At 58.7% G+C, this 23,182-nt stretch carries 24 protein-coding genes and 1 pseudogene; 14 read left to right on the top strand and 11 right to left on the bottom strand.

What is annotated here, in order from left to right; translation table 11 throughout:
- The 3 genes and pseudogenes from ACWIKB_RS21465 to ACWIKB_RS21455 all read right to left on the bottom strand — a co-directional run.
- A pseudogene (locus ACWIKB_RS21465) lies at positions 1–1,002 on the bottom strand (chitinase); the annotation flags it as partial.
- Between the two features lie 41 nt (positions 1,003–1,043).
- Positions 1,044–1,679, bottom strand: coding sequence for a lytic polysaccharide monooxygenase auxiliary activity family 9 protein (locus tag ACWIKB_RS21460; RefSeq protein WP_475269254.1), 636 nt, complete (start codon positions 1,677–1,679; stop codon positions 1,044–1,046).
- Between the two features lie 222 nt (positions 1,680–1,901).
- Positions 1,902–2,339, bottom strand: a complete 438-nt coding sequence (locus ACWIKB_RS21455) for a hemerythrin domain-containing protein (protein WP_475269253.1) — start codon at positions 2,337–2,339, stop codon at positions 1,902–1,904.
- Between the two features lie 143 nt (positions 2,340–2,482).
- On the opposite strand from ACWIKB_RS21455, the gene ACWIKB_RS21450 reads away from it, so the two are divergent.
- The gene (locus ACWIKB_RS21450; RefSeq protein WP_475269252.1) at positions 2,483–2,914 is read left to right on the top strand and encodes a GNAT family N-acetyltransferase; all 432 of its coding nucleotides are present in this window, start codon (positions 2,483–2,485) and stop codon (positions 2,912–2,914) included.
- Between the two features lie 124 nt (positions 2,915–3,038).
- On the opposite strand, the gene ACWIKB_RS21445 is transcribed toward ACWIKB_RS21450, so the two are convergent.
- Positions 3,039–3,389, bottom strand: coding sequence for a hypothetical protein (locus ACWIKB_RS21445; protein WP_403018160.1), 351 nt, complete (start codon positions 3,387–3,389; stop codon positions 3,039–3,041).
- A 149-nt stretch (positions 3,390–3,538) separates the two neighbouring features.
- Between ACWIKB_RS21445 and ACWIKB_RS21440 the strand changes: the two genes are divergently transcribed.
- Genes ACWIKB_RS21440 through ACWIKB_RS21430 form a run of 3 tightly spaced genes read left to right on the top strand, consistent with a single transcriptional unit; the run spans position 3,539 to position 4,875 of the window.
- On the top strand, positions 3,539–3,784 hold the full coding sequence (locus tag ACWIKB_RS21440; RefSeq protein WP_054053620.1) for a hypothetical protein: 246 nt from the start codon (positions 3,539–3,541) through the stop codon (positions 3,782–3,784).
- A gap of 21 nt (positions 3,785–3,805) precedes the next feature.
- Positions 3,806–4,135: a DUF6388 family protein gene (locus ACWIKB_RS21435; protein ID WP_475269251.1), complete on the top strand. Its 330-nt coding sequence runs from the start codon at positions 3,806–3,808 to the stop codon at positions 4,133–4,135.
- A 35-nt stretch (positions 4,136–4,170) separates the two neighbouring features.
- Positions 4,171–4,875: a YoaK family protein gene (locus ACWIKB_RS21430; protein WP_475269250.1), complete on the top strand. Its 705-nt coding sequence runs from the start codon at positions 4,171–4,173 to the stop codon at positions 4,873–4,875.
- Between the two features lie 59 nt (positions 4,876–4,934).
- On the opposite strand, the gene ACWIKB_RS21425 is transcribed toward ACWIKB_RS21430, so the two are convergent.
- Complete coding sequence (locus tag ACWIKB_RS21425; RefSeq protein ID WP_475269249.1) at positions 4,935–7,868, bottom strand: UvrD-helicase domain-containing protein; 2,934 nt, start codon at positions 7,866–7,868, stop codon at positions 4,935–4,937.
- A gap of 281 nt (positions 7,869–8,149) precedes the next feature.
- Between ACWIKB_RS21425 and tusD the strand changes: the two genes are divergently transcribed.
- From tusD to ACWIKB_RS21395, 6 genes are all read left to right on the top strand, one after another.
- Positions 8,150–8,542 (top strand): sulfurtransferase complex subunit TusD, encoded by a 393-nt coding sequence (tusD, locus tag ACWIKB_RS21420; protein WP_475269392.1) that lies wholly within the window; start codon positions 8,150–8,152, stop codon positions 8,540–8,542.
- 1 nt (position 8,543) lies between these two features.
- Positions 8,544–8,906: a sulfurtransferase complex subunit TusC gene (gene tusC / locus ACWIKB_RS21415; protein WP_475269248.1), complete on the top strand. Its 363-nt coding sequence runs from the start codon at positions 8,544–8,546 to the stop codon at positions 8,904–8,906.
- Complete coding sequence (tusB, locus tag ACWIKB_RS21410; RefSeq protein ID WP_475269247.1) at positions 8,906–9,199, top strand: sulfurtransferase complex subunit TusB; 294 nt, start codon at positions 8,906–8,908, stop codon at positions 9,197–9,199. The genes tusC and tusB overlap by 1 nt, the downstream gene beginning before the upstream one ends.
- Positions 9,196–9,531, top strand: coding sequence for a TusE/DsrC/DsvC family sulfur relay protein (locus ACWIKB_RS21405; protein WP_475269246.1), 336 nt, complete (start codon positions 9,196–9,198; stop codon positions 9,529–9,531). The genes tusB and ACWIKB_RS21405 overlap by 4 nt, the downstream gene beginning before the upstream one ends.
- A complete protein-coding gene (locus tag ACWIKB_RS21400) occupies positions 9,528–10,529 on the top strand; it encodes a glycosyl transferase family protein (RefSeq protein ID WP_475269245.1) in 1,002 nt (333 codons plus the stop codon). Before ACWIKB_RS21405 ends, ACWIKB_RS21400 begins: the two co-directional genes overlap by 4 nt.
- 89 nt (positions 10,530–10,618) lie before the next feature.
- Positions 10,619–11,620 (top strand): glutathione S-transferase family protein, encoded by a 1,002-nt coding sequence (locus tag ACWIKB_RS21395; RefSeq protein WP_475269244.1) that lies wholly within the window; start codon positions 10,619–10,621, stop codon positions 11,618–11,620.
- Positions 11,621–11,789: 169 nt separating this feature from the next.
- Here ACWIKB_RS21395 and cysG read toward each other — a convergent pair whose 3' ends face one another.
- The 6 genes from cysG to ACWIKB_RS21365 form a co-directional block, all read right to left on the bottom strand.
- The gene (cysG, locus tag ACWIKB_RS21390) at positions 11,790–13,184 is read right to left on the bottom strand and encodes a siroheme synthase CysG (RefSeq protein WP_475269243.1); all 1,395 of its coding nucleotides are present in this window, start codon (positions 13,182–13,184) and stop codon (positions 11,790–11,792) included.
- Entirely contained in the window at positions 13,185–14,465 is a 1,281-nt protein-coding gene (gene serS / locus ACWIKB_RS21385) for a serine--tRNA ligase (RefSeq protein ID WP_475269242.1), read from the bottom strand.
- A gap of 16 nt (positions 14,466–14,481) precedes the next feature.
- Positions 14,482–14,856 carry a fluoride efflux transporter CrcB gene (crcB, locus tag ACWIKB_RS21380; RefSeq protein ID WP_475269241.1) on the bottom strand — a complete coding sequence of 125 codons (375 nt, stop codon included), beginning with the start codon at positions 14,854–14,856 and terminating at the stop codon, positions 14,482–14,484.
- Positions 14,856–16,178 (bottom strand): replication-associated recombination protein A, encoded by a 1,323-nt coding sequence (locus tag ACWIKB_RS21375; protein WP_463260634.1) that lies wholly within the window; start codon positions 16,176–16,178, stop codon positions 14,856–14,858. Before ACWIKB_RS21375 ends, crcB begins: the two co-directional genes overlap by 1 nt.
- 141 nt (positions 16,179–16,319) lie before the next feature.
- Positions 16,320–16,943, bottom strand: coding sequence for an outer membrane lipoprotein periplasmic chaperone LolA (gene lolA, locus ACWIKB_RS21370; protein WP_054053642.1), 624 nt, complete (start codon positions 16,941–16,943; stop codon positions 16,320–16,322).
- Positions 16,944–17,008: 65 nt separating this feature from the next.
- Positions 17,009–19,414, bottom strand: a complete 2,406-nt coding sequence (locus ACWIKB_RS21365) for a DNA translocase FtsK (RefSeq protein ID WP_083471288.1) — start codon at positions 19,412–19,414, stop codon at positions 17,009–17,011.
- Positions 19,415–19,720: 306 nt separating this feature from the next.
- Between ACWIKB_RS21365 and trxB the strand changes: the two genes are divergently transcribed.
- The 4 genes from trxB to infA all read left to right on the top strand — a co-directional run bounded on the left by trxB (position 19,721) and on the right by infA (position 22,520).
- Complete coding sequence (gene trxB / locus ACWIKB_RS21360) at positions 19,721–20,680, top strand: thioredoxin-disulfide reductase (protein WP_475269240.1); 960 nt, start codon at positions 19,721–19,723, stop codon at positions 20,678–20,680.
- A 64-nt stretch (positions 20,681–20,744) separates the two neighbouring features.
- The gene (gene aat / locus ACWIKB_RS21355) at positions 20,745–21,425 is read left to right on the top strand and encodes a leucyl/phenylalanyl-tRNA--protein transferase (protein ID WP_475269239.1); all 681 of its coding nucleotides are present in this window, start codon (positions 20,745–20,747) and stop codon (positions 21,423–21,425) included.
- Between the two features lie 57 nt (positions 21,426–21,482).
- On the top strand, positions 21,483–22,190 hold the full coding sequence (locus ACWIKB_RS21350; protein ID WP_475269238.1) for an arginyltransferase: 708 nt from the start codon (positions 21,483–21,485) through the stop codon (positions 22,188–22,190).
- Between the two features lie 111 nt (positions 22,191–22,301).
- Entirely contained in the window at positions 22,302–22,520 is a 219-nt protein-coding gene (infA, locus tag ACWIKB_RS21345) for a translation initiation factor IF-1 (protein WP_002553999.1), read from the top strand.
- The last annotated feature ends 662 nt before the right edge of the window (positions 22,521–23,182 follow it).

Here is a 23,182-nt window from a genome sequence, read left to right as displayed (position 1 = left end):
GTTGATCAACGGCCCGTAGCGACGACTGAATTCCCAGTTGTACGGCACGTGGTCCTTGTTGACGCCATTGTCCCAGTTCACCGACCAGGTCATCAGGCCTTTGATCGAAAGCCCTTTGGCGTCCAGACGCTTGAAGGCGTTCACCACTGCCGCCGGGTTGATCACATAACCGGTGGCCGCCGCATCGACGTTGGCCGGCAGGCCGATCACGAACTTGTCCGCCGGGATTTTGGTGAACCCGCGAGTTCCGCTGACCAGACTTTCGGTCAGGTAGAACAGAAAGTCCTCTTTCATCGCGTCGTTATTTTGCGCGATCCATGCACCATTGCCGTTATTGGCTTCCTGCACCCAGATTCCGTCACCACCCTGGTTGTAATACTGCGGGGCGATGAAGTCGTAATAGCCTTCCAGGGCCTGGAGGTAGCCGACATATTTGCCAGCGGTGGTCAGATACGGAAACTCCGGCGCCATGCTGATGATGAAGTGTTTGCCTTCACCGGCGTAATGGTCCTTGACCAGTTTCAGCGCGGCAGGCAGGACGGTCTTGTTGTCGGCGAAATCAATCGCGCTCTGTTCAAGATCGATGTCCAGGCCATCGAAACCGTAGGTTTCCACCAGGCGGATGATTTCGTTGGCCAGTGGCTGTTCGTTGCCTTTGTGCAGTTCGATGTGCGCGTCGGCGCCACCGAGGGAAATCAGCACCGCCCTGCCCTGGCTGTTCAGCACGCCGACCTGGCGACGGAACTCGGCATCGGACAGGTTGTACGGCTTGAAGGTTGGGATACCGTTGCCTTTCATGAAGGCCACGGCCACCACGTTGTAATCCTTGGGCACATCCTGCAGCGCGATGTTGGCGAATTGGCCACGCTGGTAACCGTCGCTCGGCCCAGCAGGCCAGTTATGCCAGAAGCCCATGAGGATCTTTTTGCCGGCAATGCTCGGCATCAATGAAGCCGCGTCGCTGACGGGCGATTTCAATAACGTAAAGTCGAATTTAGACATGTTCTATTCCTTCAGAACGTGGGGAGGTTAACGCCGTGGGCTTATTTGAAGTCCACGTCGAACGCTTGATAGAAGGCATTGCCGGTGTTGGCCACGATCCACACCAGCACGATGACGTGATGGCCTTTTTTGTGGGCTGGCAATTTCACTTCGTGGTTGACCTTGGCTTTCATCTCATCGGAATGGCTGTAGTACGGGACCTGGGTGTAGAAGTCGTCGAAGAACGATTTCGGCTCCAGTTGCGCACGGCTGATGCGCTGTTTCGGGTCCCAGCCATCCTTGGTGATAAACCAGCTGTAGCCACGGGTAACGTGAGGCGCGGTGTATTCCCAGGTGACTTTGAAGGTCTGGCCCGGGTCGACATTCAGCAGCGGCCAGGCGAACGGACGGTTGAGCTTTTTGCTCAGTTCTTCGTTGGTGAAGTTGATGCAGTCACGGGCATCGACCTTGCCACCGCTGAGAATGTAACCATCGGCGGGTGGCACGTCGCTGGCGGTGTCGGTTTGATATGGCGCTGGGAACGGGCCGGCGGTCAGCGACGGGAAGTTCTTGCCGCCTTCCATTTCGTTGACCTGCCAGTTACCCAGCAGGCCCAGCTCTACGGCGACTGCACCGCGGCTGGAAGGGGATGTGACACGACCGTGTCGCAGTTGGGGTTGAGTCTGTGGTTTGTTCATCTTCTTCACTCCATTGATTTAAGAACTCTCCTTCCTGAGGAGAGGCCTTCAACCTAACGGAGCTGCTTTTTTTGTCCACCGACCGGATTTCTGCTGCCGATGCTGCCTGCTTGGCTAATCGCCAACAAATACTGGATATAAAACCAGTACTTTGAGCCAAGTCCTACGCCCCCTGTAGCAAAAGACCTACACCGCAAGGCAGCAATCGGAACCATTCTCACCTCAAGAAAGTTGTTCCTTGTATTCCTTTTCATACTGGCCGGCGAGGGACTCTTTTTGCTTGTCATCGAGCAGCTTGCCAGCCATCTGGAAGAACTTCTGCTCCTCTTCCTTCAGGTGGTGGTGGACCTTCTCGGACAGTTTTTTTGCTGTCACCAGCCACGTCGGATCAGACATCTCAGTTTCATCCAGGGTCTCCATCATTTCGTCCATCTCATGGTGTTCGGAAATGGCATGGCGGCTCAGATCGACACCGTTGTCGAACTCCATCAGCGGAATGTAGAAATACCGCTCTTCCGCGGTTTCATGGGCCTGGAGTTCAGCTTTGAGCTGTTTGTAGGCTTCGACCCGTTCCGGGGTGTCGCCGCTGGTCTTGACCAGTGCGTCGGCATAGCTGCGCTGGCGGTCGTGGCTTTCGCGCAAGGCTTCGAAAATGTTCATTGGCTATCCTCATGGCCGCGTTCTGAATTGACGCTCTAGAGGCTAGACATCTGCGCGTAAGCGACGGTTCCACTGGCGTTCGGGGATGGAACAATGGCAGCGAGCCAGATAATCTCCGGGCTCACAGCCATAAGGACATCGCCATGACATTGCGGATCGAACGCTCGCAAGACCCCACCAATGAAGAGCGCGAGGCCATCCTTGCACCGCTGCGCACCTATAACGCGGCGCAAGCGGGGCTCGCCAAACCTGAGCCGGTCGCCTTGCTGGTGCGCGACGAGAATGGCGAGATTCTCGGCGGGCTCTATGGCCGGGTGTTTTACCAATGGCTATTTATTGAGTTGCTGTCAGTACCGGAACAAGGCCGGGGACAGGGGCTGGGCACGAAACTGATGCAGATGGCCGAAGAACTGGCGCTGGAGAAGGAATGCGTAGGGATCTGGCTCGACACCTTCAGCTTCCAGGCGCCGGAGTTCTACAAGAAGTTGGGGTACAGCGAGTTCGGCCAGATTGCTGACTACCCGCCGGGGCATAAGCGCCACTTCTTCCAGAAGCGCCTGATTCATACCCTTTAAAACACAAAACCCTGTGGGAGCGGGCTTGCTCGCGAAGGCGATTTAACATTCAACATTGATGTCGACTGACACACCGCCTTCGCGAGCAAGCCCGCTCCCACAGGGGATCTTCATCTGCCATCAATTACAAACAGGTCGCCAACGCCGCTAACCGGCGCTTGGTCACAAAATCATCGTGCTGCGAGTAGAAACTCAACTGCGTCCCGGAAGCATCGCTGCTCAAGTCCACAAACACTTCCGCCGACCGGGTGTAAACCGTCGAACCACCCTTCTTGCCCGGTTGCAGATAAGCCCCGGCATCCACCCCGAATACCGCTTCGTCCTGCCAGGCGAATTGCACGCACTGGGCGACGACTTTTTCCGGTTTGTCCGAGTTCAGGACCTTGGTCGGGGATTTGGTGCGGGAGTCGTCCATTACCGAGCCCGCGCAGCCCGCCAACAGGGTTGCGGCCAGCGCCACCATCAGAATTCGCATTGTGTTCGCTCATCAAGAAAAAGCGGACTGTATCACCGTGGCGCGGCGTATCGTTCTGCTTTACTTCATTTATAGCGCGACACCGCGTGACGATTCGCGCACCCTGTCGCGCAATTAACAGCGCATCACCTCTTTTTCTGGAAAGCCACATGACACCCAACGCCGAATTTTACAAACCAACCGCCGAATACGCCGACAAGCTGATCAGCCAGATCGGTCAGACCCCTTCCTGGATCGCCAAGCGCATCGGCGTCACCGACAAGCGGATTCGCTACATCCTCGACGGCGAACGGACCGTCAAGGGCGAAACCACGCCAATCCAGATGACCTACCCCGAGCAGTTCGCACTTGAATGCCTGGCCGCAGCGGCCAAAGCCAAGAAACAGTCTTCGTAACCTGACCTGCAAGGAGCGACCATGGCAGCCACCGAACAGCAACACGAGCAGGCACTGAAAAGGTTTCTCGATGAGCGCCCGGAACTGCGTCACGAGCTCGACAACCTCAACCCGCTGCTCGCCCAGGCCAAGGGTGAAACTGCGGCCCAGTACCGCGACGAGCGCTTGCACGAAGCCTTCGAAGCCGAGGCTGAGCGCCTGGGCTTGTTTGCCTGGGAGCTGACGTTGCAACTGACCGCCTCCACTGCCGAGGACTATCAGGCCCAGCGCATGGAAGTGCATAAAGAAGTGGCTGAAATGGCCGGCATGGACTGGCTGGAGTATTGCGAGTTATATGGATTGAGTAAGTGACCGCCACGGTCACTGCCTGAGGACGATTTACGCCGATGCTGCCATCCGCCTCCACTCACCGGGCCAGCCCTGGCCATTTGCACATCCAGAAATGGCGCGGGCGCATCGGCATGACGCTGGTCGCCACACTGTCGGTGCTCGCCGGCATGACCGACGCCATCGGCTTCATGGCCAGCGGCGACTTCGTATCCTTTATGAGCGGCAACACCACCCGCCTCGCCGTGGCTATCAGCGATGGCGACCTGGGACTGACGCTGCGGCTGTTGATTCTTGTAGCAACGTTCATCGTCGGCAACGCGCTGGGTATTGTCGTCAGCCGCCTCGGCGGGCGGCGGGCGCTGCCGTTATTGTTGTGCATCGCCACCTTGCTCTGTGGTGCGGCCGCGTGGCCGTATGACGAGCAACTGCCGGCGCTGCTGGCGGCGATCATCGCCATGGGCATGCTCAATGCCGCCGTGGAGGAAGTTAACGGGCTACCCGTCGGCCTGACCTACGTCACCGGCGCCCTGTCGCGGTTTGGCCGTGGCCTGGGACGCTGGATGCTGGGCGAGCGGCGTAATGGCTGGCGGGTCCAGCTGATTCCCTGGACTGGGATGTTCGCCGGCGCAATCCTCGGCGCGGTGCTGGAACATCACTTAGGGCTCAAGGCATTGTTTGTCAGCGGCTTGTTGGCCGGGGTGGTGGGGTTGCTGTCGTTGAAGATTCCGCGGCGGTGGCAGTTGGGTTATATGCCGCGCTGACCCGCCCCGAAAAAATCGACCCATCTGCAAACGGAAGGCTTTGCAGCCCTCCATTTAGACTAAGCAGTTTTTTGTCGATATCCACACATGCTCCAGCGTGTGCATTGCTGCTGACTTTTCCACTCCAACAACGAACCCACATCGCACCGAGGACAAGGTAATCGCTGTTCCCCCTGACTAATCCATTGAATGGCGCCATTTGCGCCGTTCTGGTCCTGCAGCTCAAAAATGAACTGGCTGGGCTTCCTGGCTACCGACAACACTACCGCTTGGTGTCGGGCACGAGTCAGTCCTACATAGAAAAGACGTCGCTCCTCTTCTACGGGGTCAGCTCTCAAGGGCAAAACCAAATCCAGCAGCGGCTCTGGCGCTCTTTCGTCCGGGAAACCACCAAAGCCTGAGTCAAGTCCCGGAAGGATGACAAAGTCGGCTTCAAGGCCCTTTGAACCATGGGTGGTCATCAACTCAATGTTCAGAGTGGACTTGTAGTTATTCTGTAAATCTTCCAGAAACTCATCGTCCAGTCCTTTTGGCGCAGTTGCTGGTGACTTAGTCCGACGCAATATCAAAACGGTCGGTAACTCGGTCCTGAGATTACCTGCGGATAACTTGATGGCTGCGGCATCCAGAACCAACCGGTCGAGCTCCGCACACAACGCTTCGCGACGGTCTTGCAGATCCACACCATGCTCGACGACGCGCACGGCGTCCACGCGCTGTGCGTTGCGCGCCTGGACCGGCTTGCTGACCTGCCCAGGGTTACGCGAGACCACGACACGCGACACATCGGCGATGCCTTGCGAGCAGCGAAAGGTATCGGGCAGGATTACCGACTCGACGTGGCGTCCAAAATGCTGACCCATCCCGGTAAAAATGCGCACATCCGATCCGGAGAAGCGATTAATTGTCTGCCAGTCATCCCCTACTCCGAAAACAATTGAATCCCGCCCAGCCTGATCCAGCAATGCCTTGACCAGATTAGCTTTAAGCAGGGAAATATCCTGAAATTCATCGACCAGCACAAACCGATAGGGGCTTTTTACGCTGGCGTTTTCCAACAGGGTAACGGCGTCTCGAAGCATGTCCGAGAAATCGATGTTGCCGGCAGAGCGAAGTGCATGCTGATAACCATCAAAAACTGCGAATGCCACTTTCAGGAACAGCTGCGCTCTATGCCGATTATCGGACTCAAGTGCTTGATTCTCGACCTGCTGTTTGGTCAGGCCACTGTCTTTGAACGCCAGGACGAAGTTTTTTAGCAGCTCTTCCGGCTCACTGATCAGACGAAAGCTGGCCAATGCCTGATCGGCGATGCGTTGATCAGGCTGATCAATTTTCACGCCAGCATCGGTAAGTTGGGTGCGCAGTTTGTCGAAAATACTCCCGTCATAAAAATCAGCTGAGCGCGTTTCAATGAAAATGACTTTCTGAGATTTGCTATGTCGAGTCTCCTCAGCCCACCGCATATACATCTTGCGCTTCTTTCGAGCGTGCTCCTCGTAAAGGGCACCACCCATCCAGGGTGGCGCTACACCTTGGGCATTGAGTGCAAAATGCTCATGGACAATACGAACATCCGGTTTTACTGAATCCCCCTCGGATCGAGGTAGTCGATAGGTAAAGTCCGGCTTGCACGGAGGCGTTTTGGCACCTTCTTTTTTTGCCTTCAACTCCAACCGCTTGCCGCCCTCCCAGTCCAGCTCTTCATATTTAAAACCGACCTTATGCAAGGTTAGCCAGTTGGCAATACTGCGTTCCTGAAGCGAACGTACATTAACATTCTGATCGAATGTCGGAATGCTCGGTTCAAAAGGCTTCTCCTTGGCTTGAACCCGACGAGCGCATAGCGCTTCGTAGCGCTTTTCACACTCTTGCAGATCGTCGGCCTGTCCCACTGGCTGAGGATCGTCAAACGGGGCCAACAGCATCCATTGAGTCAACTGCGACTTAAAAGTGATGTCGTTTCTGAAGAGACTGTCTATGACTGTCTTCATCAGTCGACCCTCTTCACCATCTTCCTCTTTGAAGACTTTGGGTTTGTAGTCGTCGCCATAGTGTTCGAGCAGAATTGACAAACCAAAGCTATGAAACGTGCGCGAGGCCACACTTATCTGACGGCCAAGTGCTACGGACAGTTTGTCCTTCAAGCGAACCTGCAACTCTTTTGCGGCCTTTTTGTTATAGGCGAGCGCCAGAACTTCGCTCTCTTTGAACATCCCAGTTTTCAGTGCAAAGCCGATTTTGGCCACGATGCAGGAGCTCTTGCCCGATCCTGCTGCTGCAGTAACTAGCGTTGCATCGTCGAAAACCAGCGCTGCCTTGGTCTGCGATGGCGTTAGCGGACTGCTTTCAACACTACTGAAATAAGGCTGTTCTGCCAAAGTTTGATCAGCAATGACGCGCGTATTGTGTTGCGTCCTTGCCGCTGAACGGTCCTCTATATAGGGCCTCAGCTCATTGACTTTGGATAACAAGGAACGAAACTGAACGAACAATGTTTCGCCCATCAGGGCTTGCAAGCCACAGCAATAGTTCACGGCCTTGGACAGATCTTCGAAAGCTTTGGCATGGGTACTCGAAAATTCTTCGGCACGGGAATGACGCACGTAGCGATCAACGGGATAAGTCACCACATGATCAGAGCTTATCGTGTCCAAGGACGTGGACAACCTTTGGGCGATGGACTGGAAGGATGACTTCACATATCCATCCAGCACCGTATGCAGTTCGATTGCCTGCTGGCTAAAGGTGTAAAACACAACCTGATGCAGGTTCTTCTCGCGCCGGTACTGAATCACTACCGCCCGGACATCAAACAGCTGCCACAGCGCAGAGCCTTGCTCAATACGAAGCTGCCGGACACTGACAAATGGAATTTCGAATCCGTTTATCCAAAGTCCGCTCTCAGATGCATCAATCCTTAGACGCCTTTTGAACCGAGTCCAGGCAAACAGGCGACGCTCCTTGTAAATACCACTCCCTACAACACCCACTGATTACCCCCAATCGAAATCCAAACGCCTGCCGCACCTGACAAACCGCCTACGGTTGCCGGACGCAGCACAAGGAAACGAAAAGTAACACAGCGCGTTTGACAGTTCCTCCGTCTTACAGAGTTTGCTCCATATAGGTAGGAAGTATCTTCGCCGCAGGTAAGACAGGCGCTGAAGTCGAATGCATAACCCTTGCAACTCGCACAGGTGCATCCAAAGACGTTTCGCCGCCCCACCGATAAAGCTTTATCATGGCCGCAGTTTTGCTGATCGAGTCCGTCATGAAGTTCGCCATCGCGCTGTTTTCCGCCGCCCATGCGCCCTCCTCGCGCCGTGCCTTGCTGTTCGCCCAGGCCGCGCTGGCCGGCGGGCATGAGATTGTCCGGCTGTTTTTCTATCAGGACGGCGTCTACAACGCGTCCAGCAGTGTGGTCACGCCCCAGGATGAGCAGGATTTGCCCAAGCAATGGCGCGCATTTGTCGCCGAGCATCAACTGGACGGCGTCGTGTGCATCGCTGCCGCCCTGCGCCGTGGTGTGCTGAACGATGAAGAAGCCAAGCGCTATCAGCGCGAAGCGGTAGCCGTCGGTGCACCGTGGGAGTTGTCCGGCCTCGGTCAGTTGCATGATGCAGTGCAAGACGCCGATCGCTTGATCTGTTTTGGAGGCGCGTGAGATGGCTAAATCTCTACTGATTATCAGCCGCCAGGCGCCATGGTCTGGGCCGAGCGCGCGGGAAGCGCTGGACATCGTGCTGGCCGGCGGCGCGTTCGACCTGCCGATCGGCCTGCTGTTTCTCGATGACGGGGTATTCCAGCTCGCCACGAAACAGGACGCCAAGGCATTGCAACAAAAAGACCTGAGCGCCAACCTGCAAGCGCTGCCAATGTTTGGTGTCGATGACCTGTTTGTCTGCGCCGACAGCGCCGCCGAACGGGGTCTGGACCCGAGCGCTCTGGCGCTGGAAGAAGCCCAGGTGCTGCCCGCCGCCGAAATCACCGCCCTTATCGACCGTTACGACCAGGTGATCACCCTCTGATGTCGACTTTGCATGTGTTGTCTCATTCCCCGTTCGGCGACGATCGCCTGACAAGTTGCCTGCGCTTGATCGGCGCCAACGATGCGTTGCTGCTGTCCGGCGACGCGGCGTATGCCTTGCAACCTGGCACAGCACCGTTCGATGCGCTGAATGCTCGCAGCCTGAAACTGTTCGTGCTGGCCGAAGATGCCCAGGCTCGGGCGCTGGATGTTCCGGATTGGGCCGAAGCCATTGACTACCCGGCCTTCGTCGAGCTGTCGATCCACTACGACAAGGTCAACAGCTGGCTATGAATTCCCTGACCGTCGGCGCCCGCGCCATCGAACTGGACAAGGACGGCTTCCTGGTCGAACTGAGCGACTGGTCCGCCGATGTCGCCAGCGCCCTCGCTGCTGCCGAAGACATCGAGTTGAGCCCCGAGCACTGGGAAATCCTCGAACTGCTGCGCAGCTTCTACGACGAATTCCAGCTGTCCCCGGCGACGCGCCCGCTGATCAAGTACACCGCGTTGAAACTCGGCCCGGAAAAAGGCAACAGCCTGCACCTGAACCGACTGTTCAAAGGCACCCCTGCCAAACTCGCCGCAAAACTGGCGGGCCTGCCCAAACCGACGAATTGCTTATGACCGACTTCCCTGCACTGACCCTCGAAACGCCCGCCGAGCACCCGTTCGCCCAGTTCGTACGAATCCTCGGCAAAGGCAAGCGCGGCGCCCGTGACCTGACTCGCGATGAAGCCCGGGAAGCCATGGGCTTCGTGCTGGACGACAAGGTCGAGGACACTCAACTCGGCGCGTTCTTGATGTTGTTGCGGCACAAGGAAGAAAGCGCCGAGGAAATGGCCGGGTTTACCGAAGCCTTGCGTGAACGGTTGCAGCCCCCGGCCTTGAAGGTCGATCTGGATTGGCCGACGTATGCCGGCAAGAAGCGCCATCTGCCGTGGTACTTGCTCGCGGCCAAGTGCCTGGCGCAGAACGGCGTGCGGATTTTCATGCACGGCGGCGGCGCACACACGGCGGGTCGGCTGTACAGCGAGCAACTGCTGGAAGAATTGCAGATCCCGCTGTGTCGCGACTGGCAGCAGGTGGGTGAAGCGCTGGACAACGGCGGTCTGGCATTTATGCCGCTGGTGGATTGGGCGCCGCAGCTTCAGCGCATGATCGACCTGCGCAATACCTTGGGCCTGCGTTCGCCGATCCATTCCCTTACGCGCATCCTCAATCCGTTGGGCGCGCGCTGTGGTCTGCAAAGTATTTTCCATCCTGGCTATCAAGCCGTGCATCGCGATGCCAGCGGCCTGCTCGGTGACACCGCGATTGTGGTCAAGGGCGATGGCGGCGAAATCGAAATCAACCCGGACGCCGACAGTCACTTGTACGGCACCACCGGCGGCGAAAGCTGGGACGAAGAATGGCCGCAATTGTCAGCGCAGCGCCACGTCAAACCGGCGAGCCTTGATCCTGAACATTTGAAAGCCGTGTGGCGTGGTGATGTGGTCGACAGCTACCCGCAAATGGCGTTGATCTCGACCATGGCCCTGGCCTTGCGCGGCCTCGGCCAGACCCGCGAACAAGCCTTCGAAACCGCCCAGCAATACTGGGATGCCCGGGACAGATCGATTTAACCGATCATAACTGCCCAACCTTTGCGCTATTTTATCGAACCTATGCGCATAGACTCCTCTCCAACGCTTATCGGTTGAGGAGTCTTGAAATGGGTTTGTTAGTTGAAGGCCGCTGGCACGACCAGTGGTACGAAAGCAGCAAGGACGGTGCGTTCCAGCGCGAACAGGCGCAGCGCCGCAACTGGGTGACCGCGGATGGCCAGCCCGGCCCAAGCGGTGTTGGTGGCTTTGCCGCCGAGGCCGGTCGTTATCACCTCTACGTGTCCCTCGCCTGCCCGTGGGCGCACCGCACGCTGATCCTGCGAAAACTCAAAGGCCTCGAAAGCCTGATCGATGTGTCGGTGGTCAGTTGGTTAATGCTGGAAAACGGCTGGACCTTCGACAAGAGCCTAGGCTCGACCGGCGACAAGCTCGATCACTTCAATTTCATGCACCAGCGTTACACCGCCGATACCGCCGACTACACCGGACGCGTCACCGTGCCCGTGCTGTGGGACAAACAGCAGCAGCGTATCGTCAGCAATGAATCGTCAGAGATCATCCGCATGTTCAACAGCGCGTTTGATGACCTGACCGGCAATGACCTGGATTTCTATCCGGCGCCGTTGCGGGGCGAGATTGATGCACTGAACGAACGGATTTATCCAGCAGTGAACAACGGCGTGTACCGCGCCGGGTTTGCCACGTCGCAGCAGGCTTATGAAGCAGCGTTCGATGATGTGTTTGCCGAACTGGATCGACTGGAGTTGCTGCTTGGTGAGAACCGCTATCTGGTTGGCGAATACCTGACGGAAGCGGACATTCGGTTGTTCACCACGCTGATTCGTTTTGACGCGGTGTACTACGGGCACTTCAAGTGCAACCTGCGGCGGATTGCCGATTATCCGAACTTGTCGAACTGGCTGCGGGAGTTGTATCAGTGGCCGGGGATTGCCGAGACGGTGGATTTTGAGCACATCAAAAATCACTACTACGGCAGCCACAAGACCATCAATCCGACGGGCGTTGTGCCGAAAGGGCCGGCGCAGGATTTCACAGCGGCCCATGATCGGGCGCGGTTGAGTGGGAAAGGGGTTTGGCGCAGGGCCTGATACGCCGCTGAAACCTGAGGGTGGGCACGATCAATTGTGGCGAGGGGGCTTGCCCCCGTTCGGCTGCGAAGCAGTCGCAAAACAGCGAGCGCGGTCTTTTCAGTCAGAACTCGCTCGCCGCTTCAGGGCCGCTGCGCGCCCCAACGGGGGCAAGCCCCCTCGCCACAGGTCAGACCTGCGCCTGAGCCCCTTCAAACCACGCCAGTTTCTCGCGCAGTTGCACCACTTCCCCAACAATCACCAGCGTCGGTGCATGCACTTCATGCTCCGCCACCATTTGTGGAAGGTCGGCCAACGTACCGGTAAACACCCGCTGATTAACCGTGGTGCCCTGCTGAATCAACGCCGCCGGGGTGTCCGCCCCACGACCATGCTTGATCAACTGCTCGCAGATAATCGGCAAGCCCACCAACCCCATGTAAAACACCAGGGTTTGCGCCGGGGCAACCAGGTCGGCCCACGGCAAATCGGTGGAGCCGTCCTTCAGGTGCCCGGTGACGAACCGCACCGACTGCGCGTAATCACGATGCGTCAGCGGGATCCCGGCATAGGCCGCGCAACCGCTGGCCGCCGTAATGCCCGGCACGACTTGGAACGGGATGCCATGGGCCGCCAGCTCTTCGATCTCTTCACCGCCACGGCCGAAGATGAACGGATCACCGCCCTTCAACCGCACCACGCGCTTGCCTGCCTTGGCCAGGTCCACCAATTGCTTGTTGATCTGGTCCTGCGGTACGGCGTGGTCAGCGCGACGCTTGCCGACGTAAATCCGCTCGGCATCACGACGGCACAAATCCAGTATCGCCGGCGCCACCAAGCGGTCGTACAGCACCACATCGGCTTGCTGCATCAGGCGCAAGGCACGGAAGGTCAGCAAGTCCGGATCACCCGGCCCGGCACCAACCAAATACACTTCACCGGTTTTTGTCGGCGGCTCGCCAGCGATTTTCGCCAGCAGCAAGCGCTCGGCTTCAGCGCCCTGCCCGGCCAGTTGCCGATCGGCGATCGGGCCCTGGAAAACATCTTCCCAGAACGAACGACGCTGCTGGACATCTGGAAGCAGGCCTTTGACCTGGTTACGGAAACGCGCCGCCAAGCCGGCCAGTTGACCGTAGGTGGAAGGAATCCAGGTTTCGATTTTGGCCCGAATCAGCCGCGCCAGCACCGGCGCATCGCCACCGCTGGAGATGGCAACGATCAGCGGCGAACGGTCGACAATCGCCGGGAAAATCACGCTGCACAGGGCCGGCGCATCCACCACGTTGACCGGCACGCAACGCCGATGGGCGTCGGCAGAAACTTGTGCGTTCAGCGGTTCGTCATCGGTGGCGGCAATGATCAGCCCGCAACCGTCCAGATCCGTTTCGACGTAGCCACGCAACAGGCACTCGCCACCGCTGCCGGTTACCAGTTCGCGCAATTGCGGTTCTATTTCAGGTGCGACCACCCGCAGCAGCGCACCGGCTTCGGCCAGCAGGCGGGACTTGCGCAAGGCAATCTCCCCGCCGCCGACGACCAACACACGACTGCCGCGCAGGTTATGAAACAGCGGCAGATAGTCCATTTAGCCGATGACCTCAAGGCCACCCATGTACGGTTTCAGTACGGCTGGCACACGGATCGAACCGTCGGCCTGCTGGTAGTTTTCCAGCACTGCCACCAGGGTACGACCGACCGCCAGGCCGGAACCGTTCAGGGTGTGAACCAGTTCAGGCTTGCCGGTTTCCGGGTTACGGAAACGCGCTTGCATACGACGGGCCTGGAAATCGCCGCAGTTGGAGCACGACGAAATCTCGCGGTACTTGTCCTGGCTCGGAATCCACACTTCCAGGTCGTAAGTCTTGACCGCGCTGAAGCCCATGTCGCCGGTGCACAGCGCCAAGGTGCGATACGGCAATTCCAGCAGTTGCAGGACTTTCTCGGCGTTAGCAGTCAGGCCCTCCAGCGCGTCCATCGAGGTCGATGGCTCAACGATCTGGACCATCTCGACTTTGTCGAACTGGTGCTGACGGATCATGCCGCGGGTGTCGCGACCCGACGCGCCGGCTTCACTGCGGAAGCACGGGGTGTGGGCAACAAATTTGATCGGCAGCAGTTTCGAATCGACGATTTCGCCAGCAACGATGTTGGTCAGCGACACTTCGGCGGTCGGGATCAGGTACAGATCGGCTTCGCCTTCGCGGCTGATCTTGAACAGGTCTTCTTCGAATTTCGGCAACTGGCCAGTGCCTTGCAGGGCCGGCGCCTGGACCAGATAAGGCGTGTAGGCCTCTTCGTAACCGTGTTCGCTGGTGTGCAGGTTGATCATGAACTGCGCCAGGGCGCGGTGCAGACGGGCGATCGGGCCACGCAGCAAGGCAAAGCGTGCGCCGGACAGCTTGGCGGCGGTTTCAAAGTCCAGCCAGCCGAACTTCTCGCCCAGGGCCACGTGATCCAGAATCGGGAAATCGAATGCGGTCGGTGTGCCCCAGCGGCGCACTTCGACGTTGCCATCTTCATCGGCGCCGATGGGCACGGATTCGTGTGGCAGGTTCGGGATGCCGAGCAGAATCGAATCCAGGTCGGTCTGGATCTGATCCAGTTCTACCTTGCCGGCGCTCAACTCGTTCGCCATGCGCTCGACGTCGGCCATCAACGGTGCGATGTCTTCGCCGCGCTGCTTGGCCTGACCGATGGATTTGGAGCGCGCATTACGGTCAGCCTGCAGTGCTTCGGTGCGGGTCTGGACGGTCTTGCGCTGTTCTTCCAGCGCTTCGATGCGCGCAACATCCAACGTGTAGCCACGGGATGCCAGGCGGTCCGCTACGTCCTGAAGGTTGCTACGTAACAGTTTGGAATCGAGCATGTCGGTCTCTCGTTTATCAAAGTTTGGTCAAGGACAGGCCAGCCCAGGTGGCAAGCAGCCCGCCGAATACGCTGATGGCAGCATAGCCCAGGGCCAGCGGCACTTGCCCGCTTTCGAGCAGGCGCACCGTATCCAGTGAAAAGGATGAAAAAGTCGTCAGCCCCCCGAGGAAGCCAACTATCAACCCGGCGCGCACCTCGATCGGCACCTCCGGGCGTATCAAAAACAGACCGTATAGAACGCCGATCAGCAAACAGCCGACGATATTAACGGCCAGCGTCGCGGTATAGAAGTGCCGCGGCCAATTAGCGTTGATCCAGTTGCCGGTAGCAAAGCGCAACAGCGTGCCGGCGATCCCGCCGATGGAAACCGCAACGATCAATGGAAGCACTATTTTCTCCGCTGCCGGGGGCTCAGACGGTCAAGTTGCGCGAGGTGATTGAGCTTCTCGCCGATCTTCAATTCCAGGCCTCGCGGCACCGGCTGATAGAACGGTTGTGGCTCAAGCTCATCCGGGAAGTAGTCTTCGCCAGCAGCGTAGGCGTCCGGCTCATCATGGGCGTAACGGTATTCGTCGCCATAACCCAGCTGCTTCATCAGCTTGGTCGGTGCGTTACGCAGATGCAGCGGCACTTCCAGCGAACCGTGTTCGGTGGCACTGCGCATAGCGGCTTTGAAACCCATGTACACCGCGTTGCTCTTCGGCGCACAAGCCAGATAGGTGATGGCCTGGGCCACCGCCAACTCGCCTTCGGGGCTGCCGAGGCGTTCCTGCACTTCCCACGCCGCCAGGCACAGGCTCAGGGCGCGGGGATCAGCGTTGCCGATGTCTTCGCTGGCCATGCGCACCACGCGCCGGGCCAGGTACAGCGGATCGCAACCGCCGTCGATCATGCGCGCGAACCAGTACAGCGCGCCGTCGGGGTTAGAGCCGCGTACGGATTTATGCAGTGCAGAAATCTGGTCGTAGAACGCTTCACCACCCTTGTCGAAACGCCGACGGGTGTCGCCGAGCAGACTTTGCAGCAGATCAATGCCTATCTCGCTGTTGTCTTCGGCCAGATCAGAGGCGTTTTCCAACAGGTTGAGCAAACGCCGACCGTCGCCATCGGCGGCGGACAGCAGCATCTGGAAGCCTTCATCGCTGAGGGTCAGTTGACGCTTGCCCAGGCCACGCTCTTCGGTGAGGGCGCGGTGCACCAGCTTGCGCAGGGCCGCTTCGTCGAGGCTTTTGAGCACGTAGACGCGCGCCCGTGAGAGCAAGGCGTTGTTGAGTTCGAAGGACGGGTTTTCGGTGGTCGCGCCGATGAAAATCAGCGTGCCGTCTTCCACGTACGGCAGGAAGGCATCCTGCTGGGACTTGTTGAAACGGTGCACTTCGTCGACAAACAGAATGGTGCGTCGGCCGTACTGCCCGGCCTGTTGCTTGGCGATTTCCACCGCCTGACGGATTTCCTTCACCCCGGCCAGTACCGCTGAAACCGTTTCAAAGTGCGCATCCGAGACTTCCGCCAACAACCGCGCCAGGGTGGTTTTACCCACACCTGGCGGGCCCCAGAAGATCATCGAGTGCAGGGCACCCTGCTCCAGCGCTTCGCGCAAAGGCTTGCCGCGAGCGAGCAGGTGTTCCTGACCGACGTACTCATCCAGATTGGCTGCACGCAAGCGAGCGGCCAAGGGTTGAGCAATCGGGGCACTGCGAAACAGGTCCATCACTACTTTCTGAAACCTCACTGAGTCTTGGTGCTGCCCCCTGTGGGAGCGGGCTTGCTCGCGAATGCGGTGTGTCAGGCAACAATGATGGCGACTGACACGCCCTCTTCGCGAGCAAGCCCGCTCCCACAGGTCCGGCGGTTATTCCTGGATCACGTCGGCACCCTTGGGGATGTCGAACTTGAACTTGGACGCGGGGATCGGCTCGTTGGCCTTCACGCCGGTGAACAGGATGTTGGTGCGCTGGCCGACGCTGTCGATCAGTTGCATGTCATTGACCAGGCCATTGCGGAACGACAGGCGCAGGCTGTCGAACAGGGTGTCCTTGGTTTTCGGCTTGAGGGTGAAATCGATCACGCCGCCGGCTTCCTTGGCGCTGATGTCGAAGCTCTGGCTGATTTTCGACACATCACCGGACAGCAGCAACGCCGGGGTCTGGGTCAGGCGCAGGTCGAGGGTCTTGATGGTGACCTGTTCCAGGTCCGGGTCCCACAGGGTGACCTTCTTGCCATCGGAAACCATGGTTTGTTCGGCTGGCGCATTGGTGTGCCAGTAGAACAGGCCCGGACGCTGCAGCGACATATCGCCAGCGGTTTCCTGCAATTGGGTGCCGCTACCATCGAGGGTCAGCTGCGAGAAACGCGCAGTCAGGGTCTTGGATGTTTCCAGCAATTGGGTCAGACGCGCCACGTCCTTGTCATCGGCGTGGGCCGAGAGTGTGGTCAAAGCCAGTACCGGCAGCAACAGCATGCGGATAAGACGCATTGGAGTCCTCTTGATATGCGTGGGGATGCGGCGGTGCGTCATTGCTCCACCGTTTTTCAATTCAATCAGTCGCGCACCGGGCCAGGGGCCAGGACTTCGCGCGAACCGTTGGTGTTCATAGACGTCACGACCCCGGCCATTTCCATGGCTTCGATCATGCGCGCAGCGCGGTTGTAGCCGATTTTCAGCTTGCGCTGAACCGCCGAGATGGAGGCGCGACGGCTTTCCAGCACGAACTGCACGGCTTCGTCGTAGAGCGCGTCGGATTCGCTGTCTTCATCGCCGCCGCTGCCGCCTTCAAAGCCGCTACCCGGCTCTTCGACACCGGCCAGGATCTCGTCGTTGTATTCCGGTGCGCCGCGCAGTTTCCAGGCTTCAACCACCCGGTGCACTTCGTCATCGGACACGAATGCACCGTGAACCCGAATCGGCAGGCTGGTGCCCGGCGGCATGTAGAGCATGTCACCGTGGCCCAGCAGTTGTTCGGCGCCGCCCTGGTCGATGATGGTCCGGGAATCGATCTTGCTCGACACCTGGAACGCCATGCGCGTCGGAATGTTGGCCTTGATCAGACCGGTGATCACGTCAACCGACGGACGCTGGGTCGCGAGGATCAAGTGGATACCGGCGGCACGGGCCTTCTGGGCGATACGGGCGATCAGTTCTTCAACCTTCTTGCCGACGATCATCATCATGTCGGCGAATTCGTCGACGACCACGACGATGGTCGGCAGCTTGTGCAGCAGCGGCGCTTCGTCGTGGATGCTTTCGCGCTTGTACAGCGGATCGGACAGCGGCGTACCGGCCTCCTCCGCGTCCTTGACCTTCTGGTTGAAGCCCGACAGGTTACGCACGCCCATCTTCGCCATCAGTTTGTAGCGACGCTCCATCTCCGCCACGCTCCAGCGCAGGGCGTTGGCCGCGTCCTTCATGTCGGTAACCACTGGGCAGAGCAAGTGCGGAATGCCTTCGTAGATCGACAGCTCAAGCATTTTCGGGTCGATCATGATCAGCTTGGCGTCTTCCGGGCCGGACTTGAACAGGATCGACAGGATCATCGCGTTCACACCCACCGACTTACCGGAACCGGTCGTACCGGCTACCAGCAAGTGGGGCATTTTCGCCAGGTCGGTGATGACCGGCTTACCGCCGATGTCGTGGCCCAGGGCCAGGGTGACCGGCGATTTGAAGTTGTCGTATTCCGGCGAGGACAGCACTTCGGAGAAGCGCACGATCTGCCGGTCTTCGTTGGGAATCTCGATACCGACGGTGGTCTTGCCGGGAATCACTTCCACCACCCGCACGCTGGTCACGGCCAAGGAACGCGCCAGGTCTTTCGCCAGGTTGGAAATGCGGCTGACCTTGACGCCTGCGGCCGGCTGGATCTCGTAACGGGTAATCACCGGACCGGGGTGAATCGAATCCACGGTGACTTCGACGCCGAATTCCTTGAGCTTGATTTCCAGCAAGTGGCCAACCGCAGCCAGGGATTCGGGCGAGTAATTGAGTTGTTTCTTTTCTGCCGGGTCGAGAATCGAGATCGGCGGCAAGGTGCCTTCCACGGCGCTGTCGACGAACAGCGGCGCCTGCTTCTCTTTTTCCACGCGTTTGCTCGGCGCTGCCGGCTTGGACGGTGCTGGCGCAATCACTGGCGGCACCTGCTTCTCGCGGTCCGACATGTGCTTGCTCAGGGCCTGCTCGCGCTCGATCAGGCGTTCCTTGACCTTGGCCTGTTCGCGCTTGTCGGTCACGGTCGGCGCCACTACATCGTGGACGCGGTCGTCGACTTCACGCAACTGGGCTACCAGCTGTTTGCGTTCGACACGCGCCGCCCACCAGCGATTGGCCGCGCCTTGGAACAGTTCGAACAAATCGAGGGTGATCTTGCCGGTAAGGTCCATCACCTTGAACCAAGACAGGTCGGTGAACACCGTCAGGCCGAACAGGAACAGGGCGATGAACAGCAGCGTGCTGCCCTGGATGTTCAGGGCATTGCGGGCCAGGTCGCCGAGGCTTTCGCCCAACGCGCCACCTGCGCCGGCCGGCAGACCGGTCGCCGCATGGAAATGGATATGCGCCAGCGCCGCGCCCGACAGCACCAGGAACACCAGGCCGATCAGGCGCCAGGAGAACAGCCAGCCGCTCCACTGCCACGGTTCGTGGCGTTGACGGAAGATCTGGTAGATTTTGACCGCCAGCAGCAGCGGGAAGATGTAGGCGAAGTAACCCAGCACCATGAACAGGATATCGGCGCTGTAGGAGCCAACCGGACCGCCGAAGTTCTGCACATCGTCGATCTTGCTGTTATGGCTCCAGCCCGGATCGTCCTTGCCATAGGTCAGCAAGGCCATCATCAGGAACAGGCACAAGGCGCCGATGGCGATCAATGCACCTTCCTTGAGTCGGTAGTGCAAATGCTGGCGCCAGAGCGGAACGACGGCTGGTTTAGGTGCTGCGGTGGATTTCTTCAAAACGCTACTTTTCCTGCGCCTATGGCGCGTCCATCTGTTGAATGACTATAAAAACTGCCCAATCCAGGCAGGTAAAAAAGTTAACAGGTGCAACTGGGACTACTTTTAACACTGCACCCCGGTGTTTCAAAACAGGGCAGGCACTGCTTTTTTAATACAAGCGCTGTAACAAGCAGGCATTGTACGGGTTTGTTCGCCCGATGCCATGCTTGAGGCCCTTGGGTGTAGCATAGCCAAAAGCACATTACACACGGTCCAATTTGAGCACGCATTCTCTTTTGTGACAAAGGCTTATGAGGTGTTTTTATGAGCGAAGCTAAGCATTCACGCCTGATCATTCTGGGTTCCGGCCCTGCCGGTTACAGCGCCGCCGTTTATGCTGCCCGCGCCAACCTCAAACCGGTGGTCATTACCGGCATACAGGCCGGTGGTCAGCTCACCACCACCGTCGAAGTCGACAACTGGCCCGGTGACGTCGAAGGCCTCACCGGCCCGGTGCTGATGGAACGCATGCAAAAACACGCCGAGCGCTTTGACACAGAGATCGTTTACGACCACATCCACACCGCCAAGTTGCAGCAGCGCCCTTTCGAACTCATCGGCGACAGCGGCACTTACACCTGCGACGCGCTGATTATCGCCACCGGCGCCTCGGCGCAATACCTGGGACTGCCCTCGGAAGAAGCCTTTGCCGGCAAGGGCGTTTCGGCCTGCGCGACGTGCGACGGCTTCTTCTACCGCAATCAGGTGGTCGCCGTGGTCGGCGGCGGCAACACCGCAGTTGAAGAAGCGCTGTACCTGTCGAACATCGCCAAGGAAGTCCATCTGGTGCATCGACGCGACAAACTGCGCTCGGAGAAGATTCTTCAGGACAAATTGTTCGAAAAAGCTGCCAACGGCAATATCCGCCTGCACTGGAACCATAATCTCGACGAGGTGCTGGGCGATGCCAGCGGCGTGACCGGCGCCCGTCTGCGCGACAGTCATACCGGCGTCACCAGCGAATTGCCGCTGGCTGGCGTGTTCATCGCTATCGGTCACAAGCCCAACACCGACCTCTTCCAGGGCCAATTGCCGATGCGTGACGGTTACCTGCTGATCAAGGGCGGCAACGAAGGCGACGCCACCGCCACCGAGATACCGGGCGTGTTTGCCGCCGGCGACGTGGCCGATCACGTTTACCGCCAGGCGGTAACATCCGCTGGAGCGGGTTGCATGGCCGCGCTGGACGCCGAGAAGTACCTCGACGATATTCCTGCCGTCTGACGCTCCATTTCACGGCGGATCGACAAATCCGCCACCGCCCTCCCCTACTGCAAGCCCGGATGCCATGCTGACTTGGTTACAACGCAACACCCTGACTTTTCCGCCCCTGGAAAAAGCCATGCGCGACCCCAACGGATTGTTGGCTGCGGGCGGCGATCTGTCCGCCGATCGGCTGATTCAGGCCTATCGCCACGGCTGTTTCCCCTGGTTCTCTGAAGGCCAGCCGATTCTCTGGTGGTCACCGGACCCGCGCACGGTTTTGTTTCCCGACGAACTGCACGTTTCTCGCAGCCTGAACAAATTGCTGCGCCAGCAGCGCTATCAAGTGACCTTCGATCAGGATTTTGCCGCAGTCATCCGCGCCTGCGCTGCGCCGCGCGATTACGCTGACGGCACCTGGATTACCCAAGCCATGCAGGACGCCTACCTGGAACTGCACCGGCGCGGCTACGCCCACTCGGTGGAAGTCTGGGATCAGGGCGAACTGGTCGGCGGGCTGTACGGCCTGGCCATGGGGCAGCTGTTTTTCGGCGAGTCGATGTTCAGCCGTGCCGACAACGCGTCCAAATATGGCTTTGCCACATTGGTGCGACATCTGAAAGACTCGGGTTTTGTGCTGATCGACTGCCAGATGCCCACCGACCACTTGCACAGCCTCGGCGCCCGAGCGATCCCCCGCAGCGAGTTCGCCGCCTACCTGGCGCGCCATCTGGACCAACCCAATCACGCCAACTGGGTTTGCTGAGCGACTTTTGCGCCGGTGGCTTACACTTAATTCAAAAGCTTATCCCGAGGGTTGATCATGACCGAGTTGGCGCGTTTGAAGTTCTATGCCACTCAGCCCCATTCTTGCAGTTATCTGCCCGAGGAGCAGGCCACGACCCTGTTTCTCGATCCTAGTCAGCCCATGGATGTGCATGTCTACGCAGACCTGTCGGAAATGGGTTTTCGTCGCAGTGGCGATCATCTTTATCGGCCTCATTGCCAGAATTGCAATGCATGCGTACCGGCACGCATTCCTGTGGCCCAATTTGCGCCTAACCGTCAGCAGAAACGCATTTTCAAGCGCAACGCCGACTTGCAGGTGCGCCCGGCCCGGCCCGGGTTCAGCGAAGAGTATTTCGACCTTTATCAGCGCTACATTGAACAGCGTCATGCCGACGGCGACATGTACCCGCCCAGCCGCGATCAATTTTCGACGTTCCTGGTGCGTGACCTGCCGTTTTCCCGATTCTACGAATTTCGCCTTGATGGACGGCTGGTGGCTGTAGCCGTGACCGATTTGCTGCCCAACGGTCTGTCGGCGGTCTACACCTTCTACGAGCCCGCCGAGGACCATCGTAGCCTCGGACGTTACGCAATCCTCTGGCAGATTGCCGAAGCCCAGCGGCTGGGACTGGAAGCGGTCTACCTCGGCTATTGGATCAAGAACTGCAAAAAGATGAACTACAAGACCCAGTATCGTCCCATCGAACTGCTGATTAATCAGCGTTGGGTCGTCCTGAACTAAGGCAATCCGTAAACCCCTTGGCGTAAACCCCATTTTTCGGGCACAATGCACGCCGCTTTTGCCTGGCGCAGTTGCACCGGGCCATTCATTGGATACCGAGGGCTTTACTGCATGTCGAAAGAAGACAGCTTCGAAATGGAAGGCACTGTCGTCGACACCCTGCCCAACACCATGTTTCGTGTGGAGTTGGAAAATGGGCACGTCGTAACCGCGCATATTTCCGGCAAGATGCGCAAGAACTACATTCGTATTCTTACCGGTGACAAAGTGCGCGTCGAGCTGACGCCCTATGACTTGAGCAAAGGGCGCATTACTTACCGCGCTCGCTAATCAAGTCAATACAAAACGCCCGGTTATGCCGGGCGTTTTTGTGTCTGGGGTTTGGGGGTCTTGTGTGTTTATCCGTTGCTGCGTTAACGGCTGATTTGGGGGTTGGGGGTTGGGTGAATATCCGTTGCTGCGGTGATGGCGGCTGGCGGTTTCGCTCTTACAGCGACTCACTTTTCCAGACGCCGAAAAGTAAGCAAAAGGCTTCGCCCCGGCGTACGGCATCTCGCTTCGCTCAATGTACCCTCGCTACGGTGTCCATCAGGGGGCATCGCCTACGGTCTGCTTCGCGACGACCTCCTCTCGATGTGTGCGGCTTCGCCGCACGGCGCTACGCGCCTAACCCCCTGATGAACACCTACGCTCGGCCTGCCGAAGGGGCGAGAGATCAAGATCAACATCAAAATCAACGTCCACAGCCACAGCCACAGCCACAGCCACAGCCACAGCCACAGCCACAGCCACAGCCACAGCCACAGCCACAGCCACAGCCACAGCCACAGCAATATCTGGGGTTTGGGCCCGGATCAAAAGTTCGTAGCCTTCGGCAACTCAGGTATCAGTACGCCAGAAAGAGATAAGTCGGCCATCAGGCCGTCTTCGCGGGCAAGCCTCGCTCCTACAGGGAGCGGTTTACACCACCCCGCTTCTCACCACTCAACAGG

Source organism: Pseudomonas sp. 5Vm1k (genome assembly GCF_056161485.1).
This window is presented reverse-complemented; position numbering and strand designations above follow the sequence as displayed.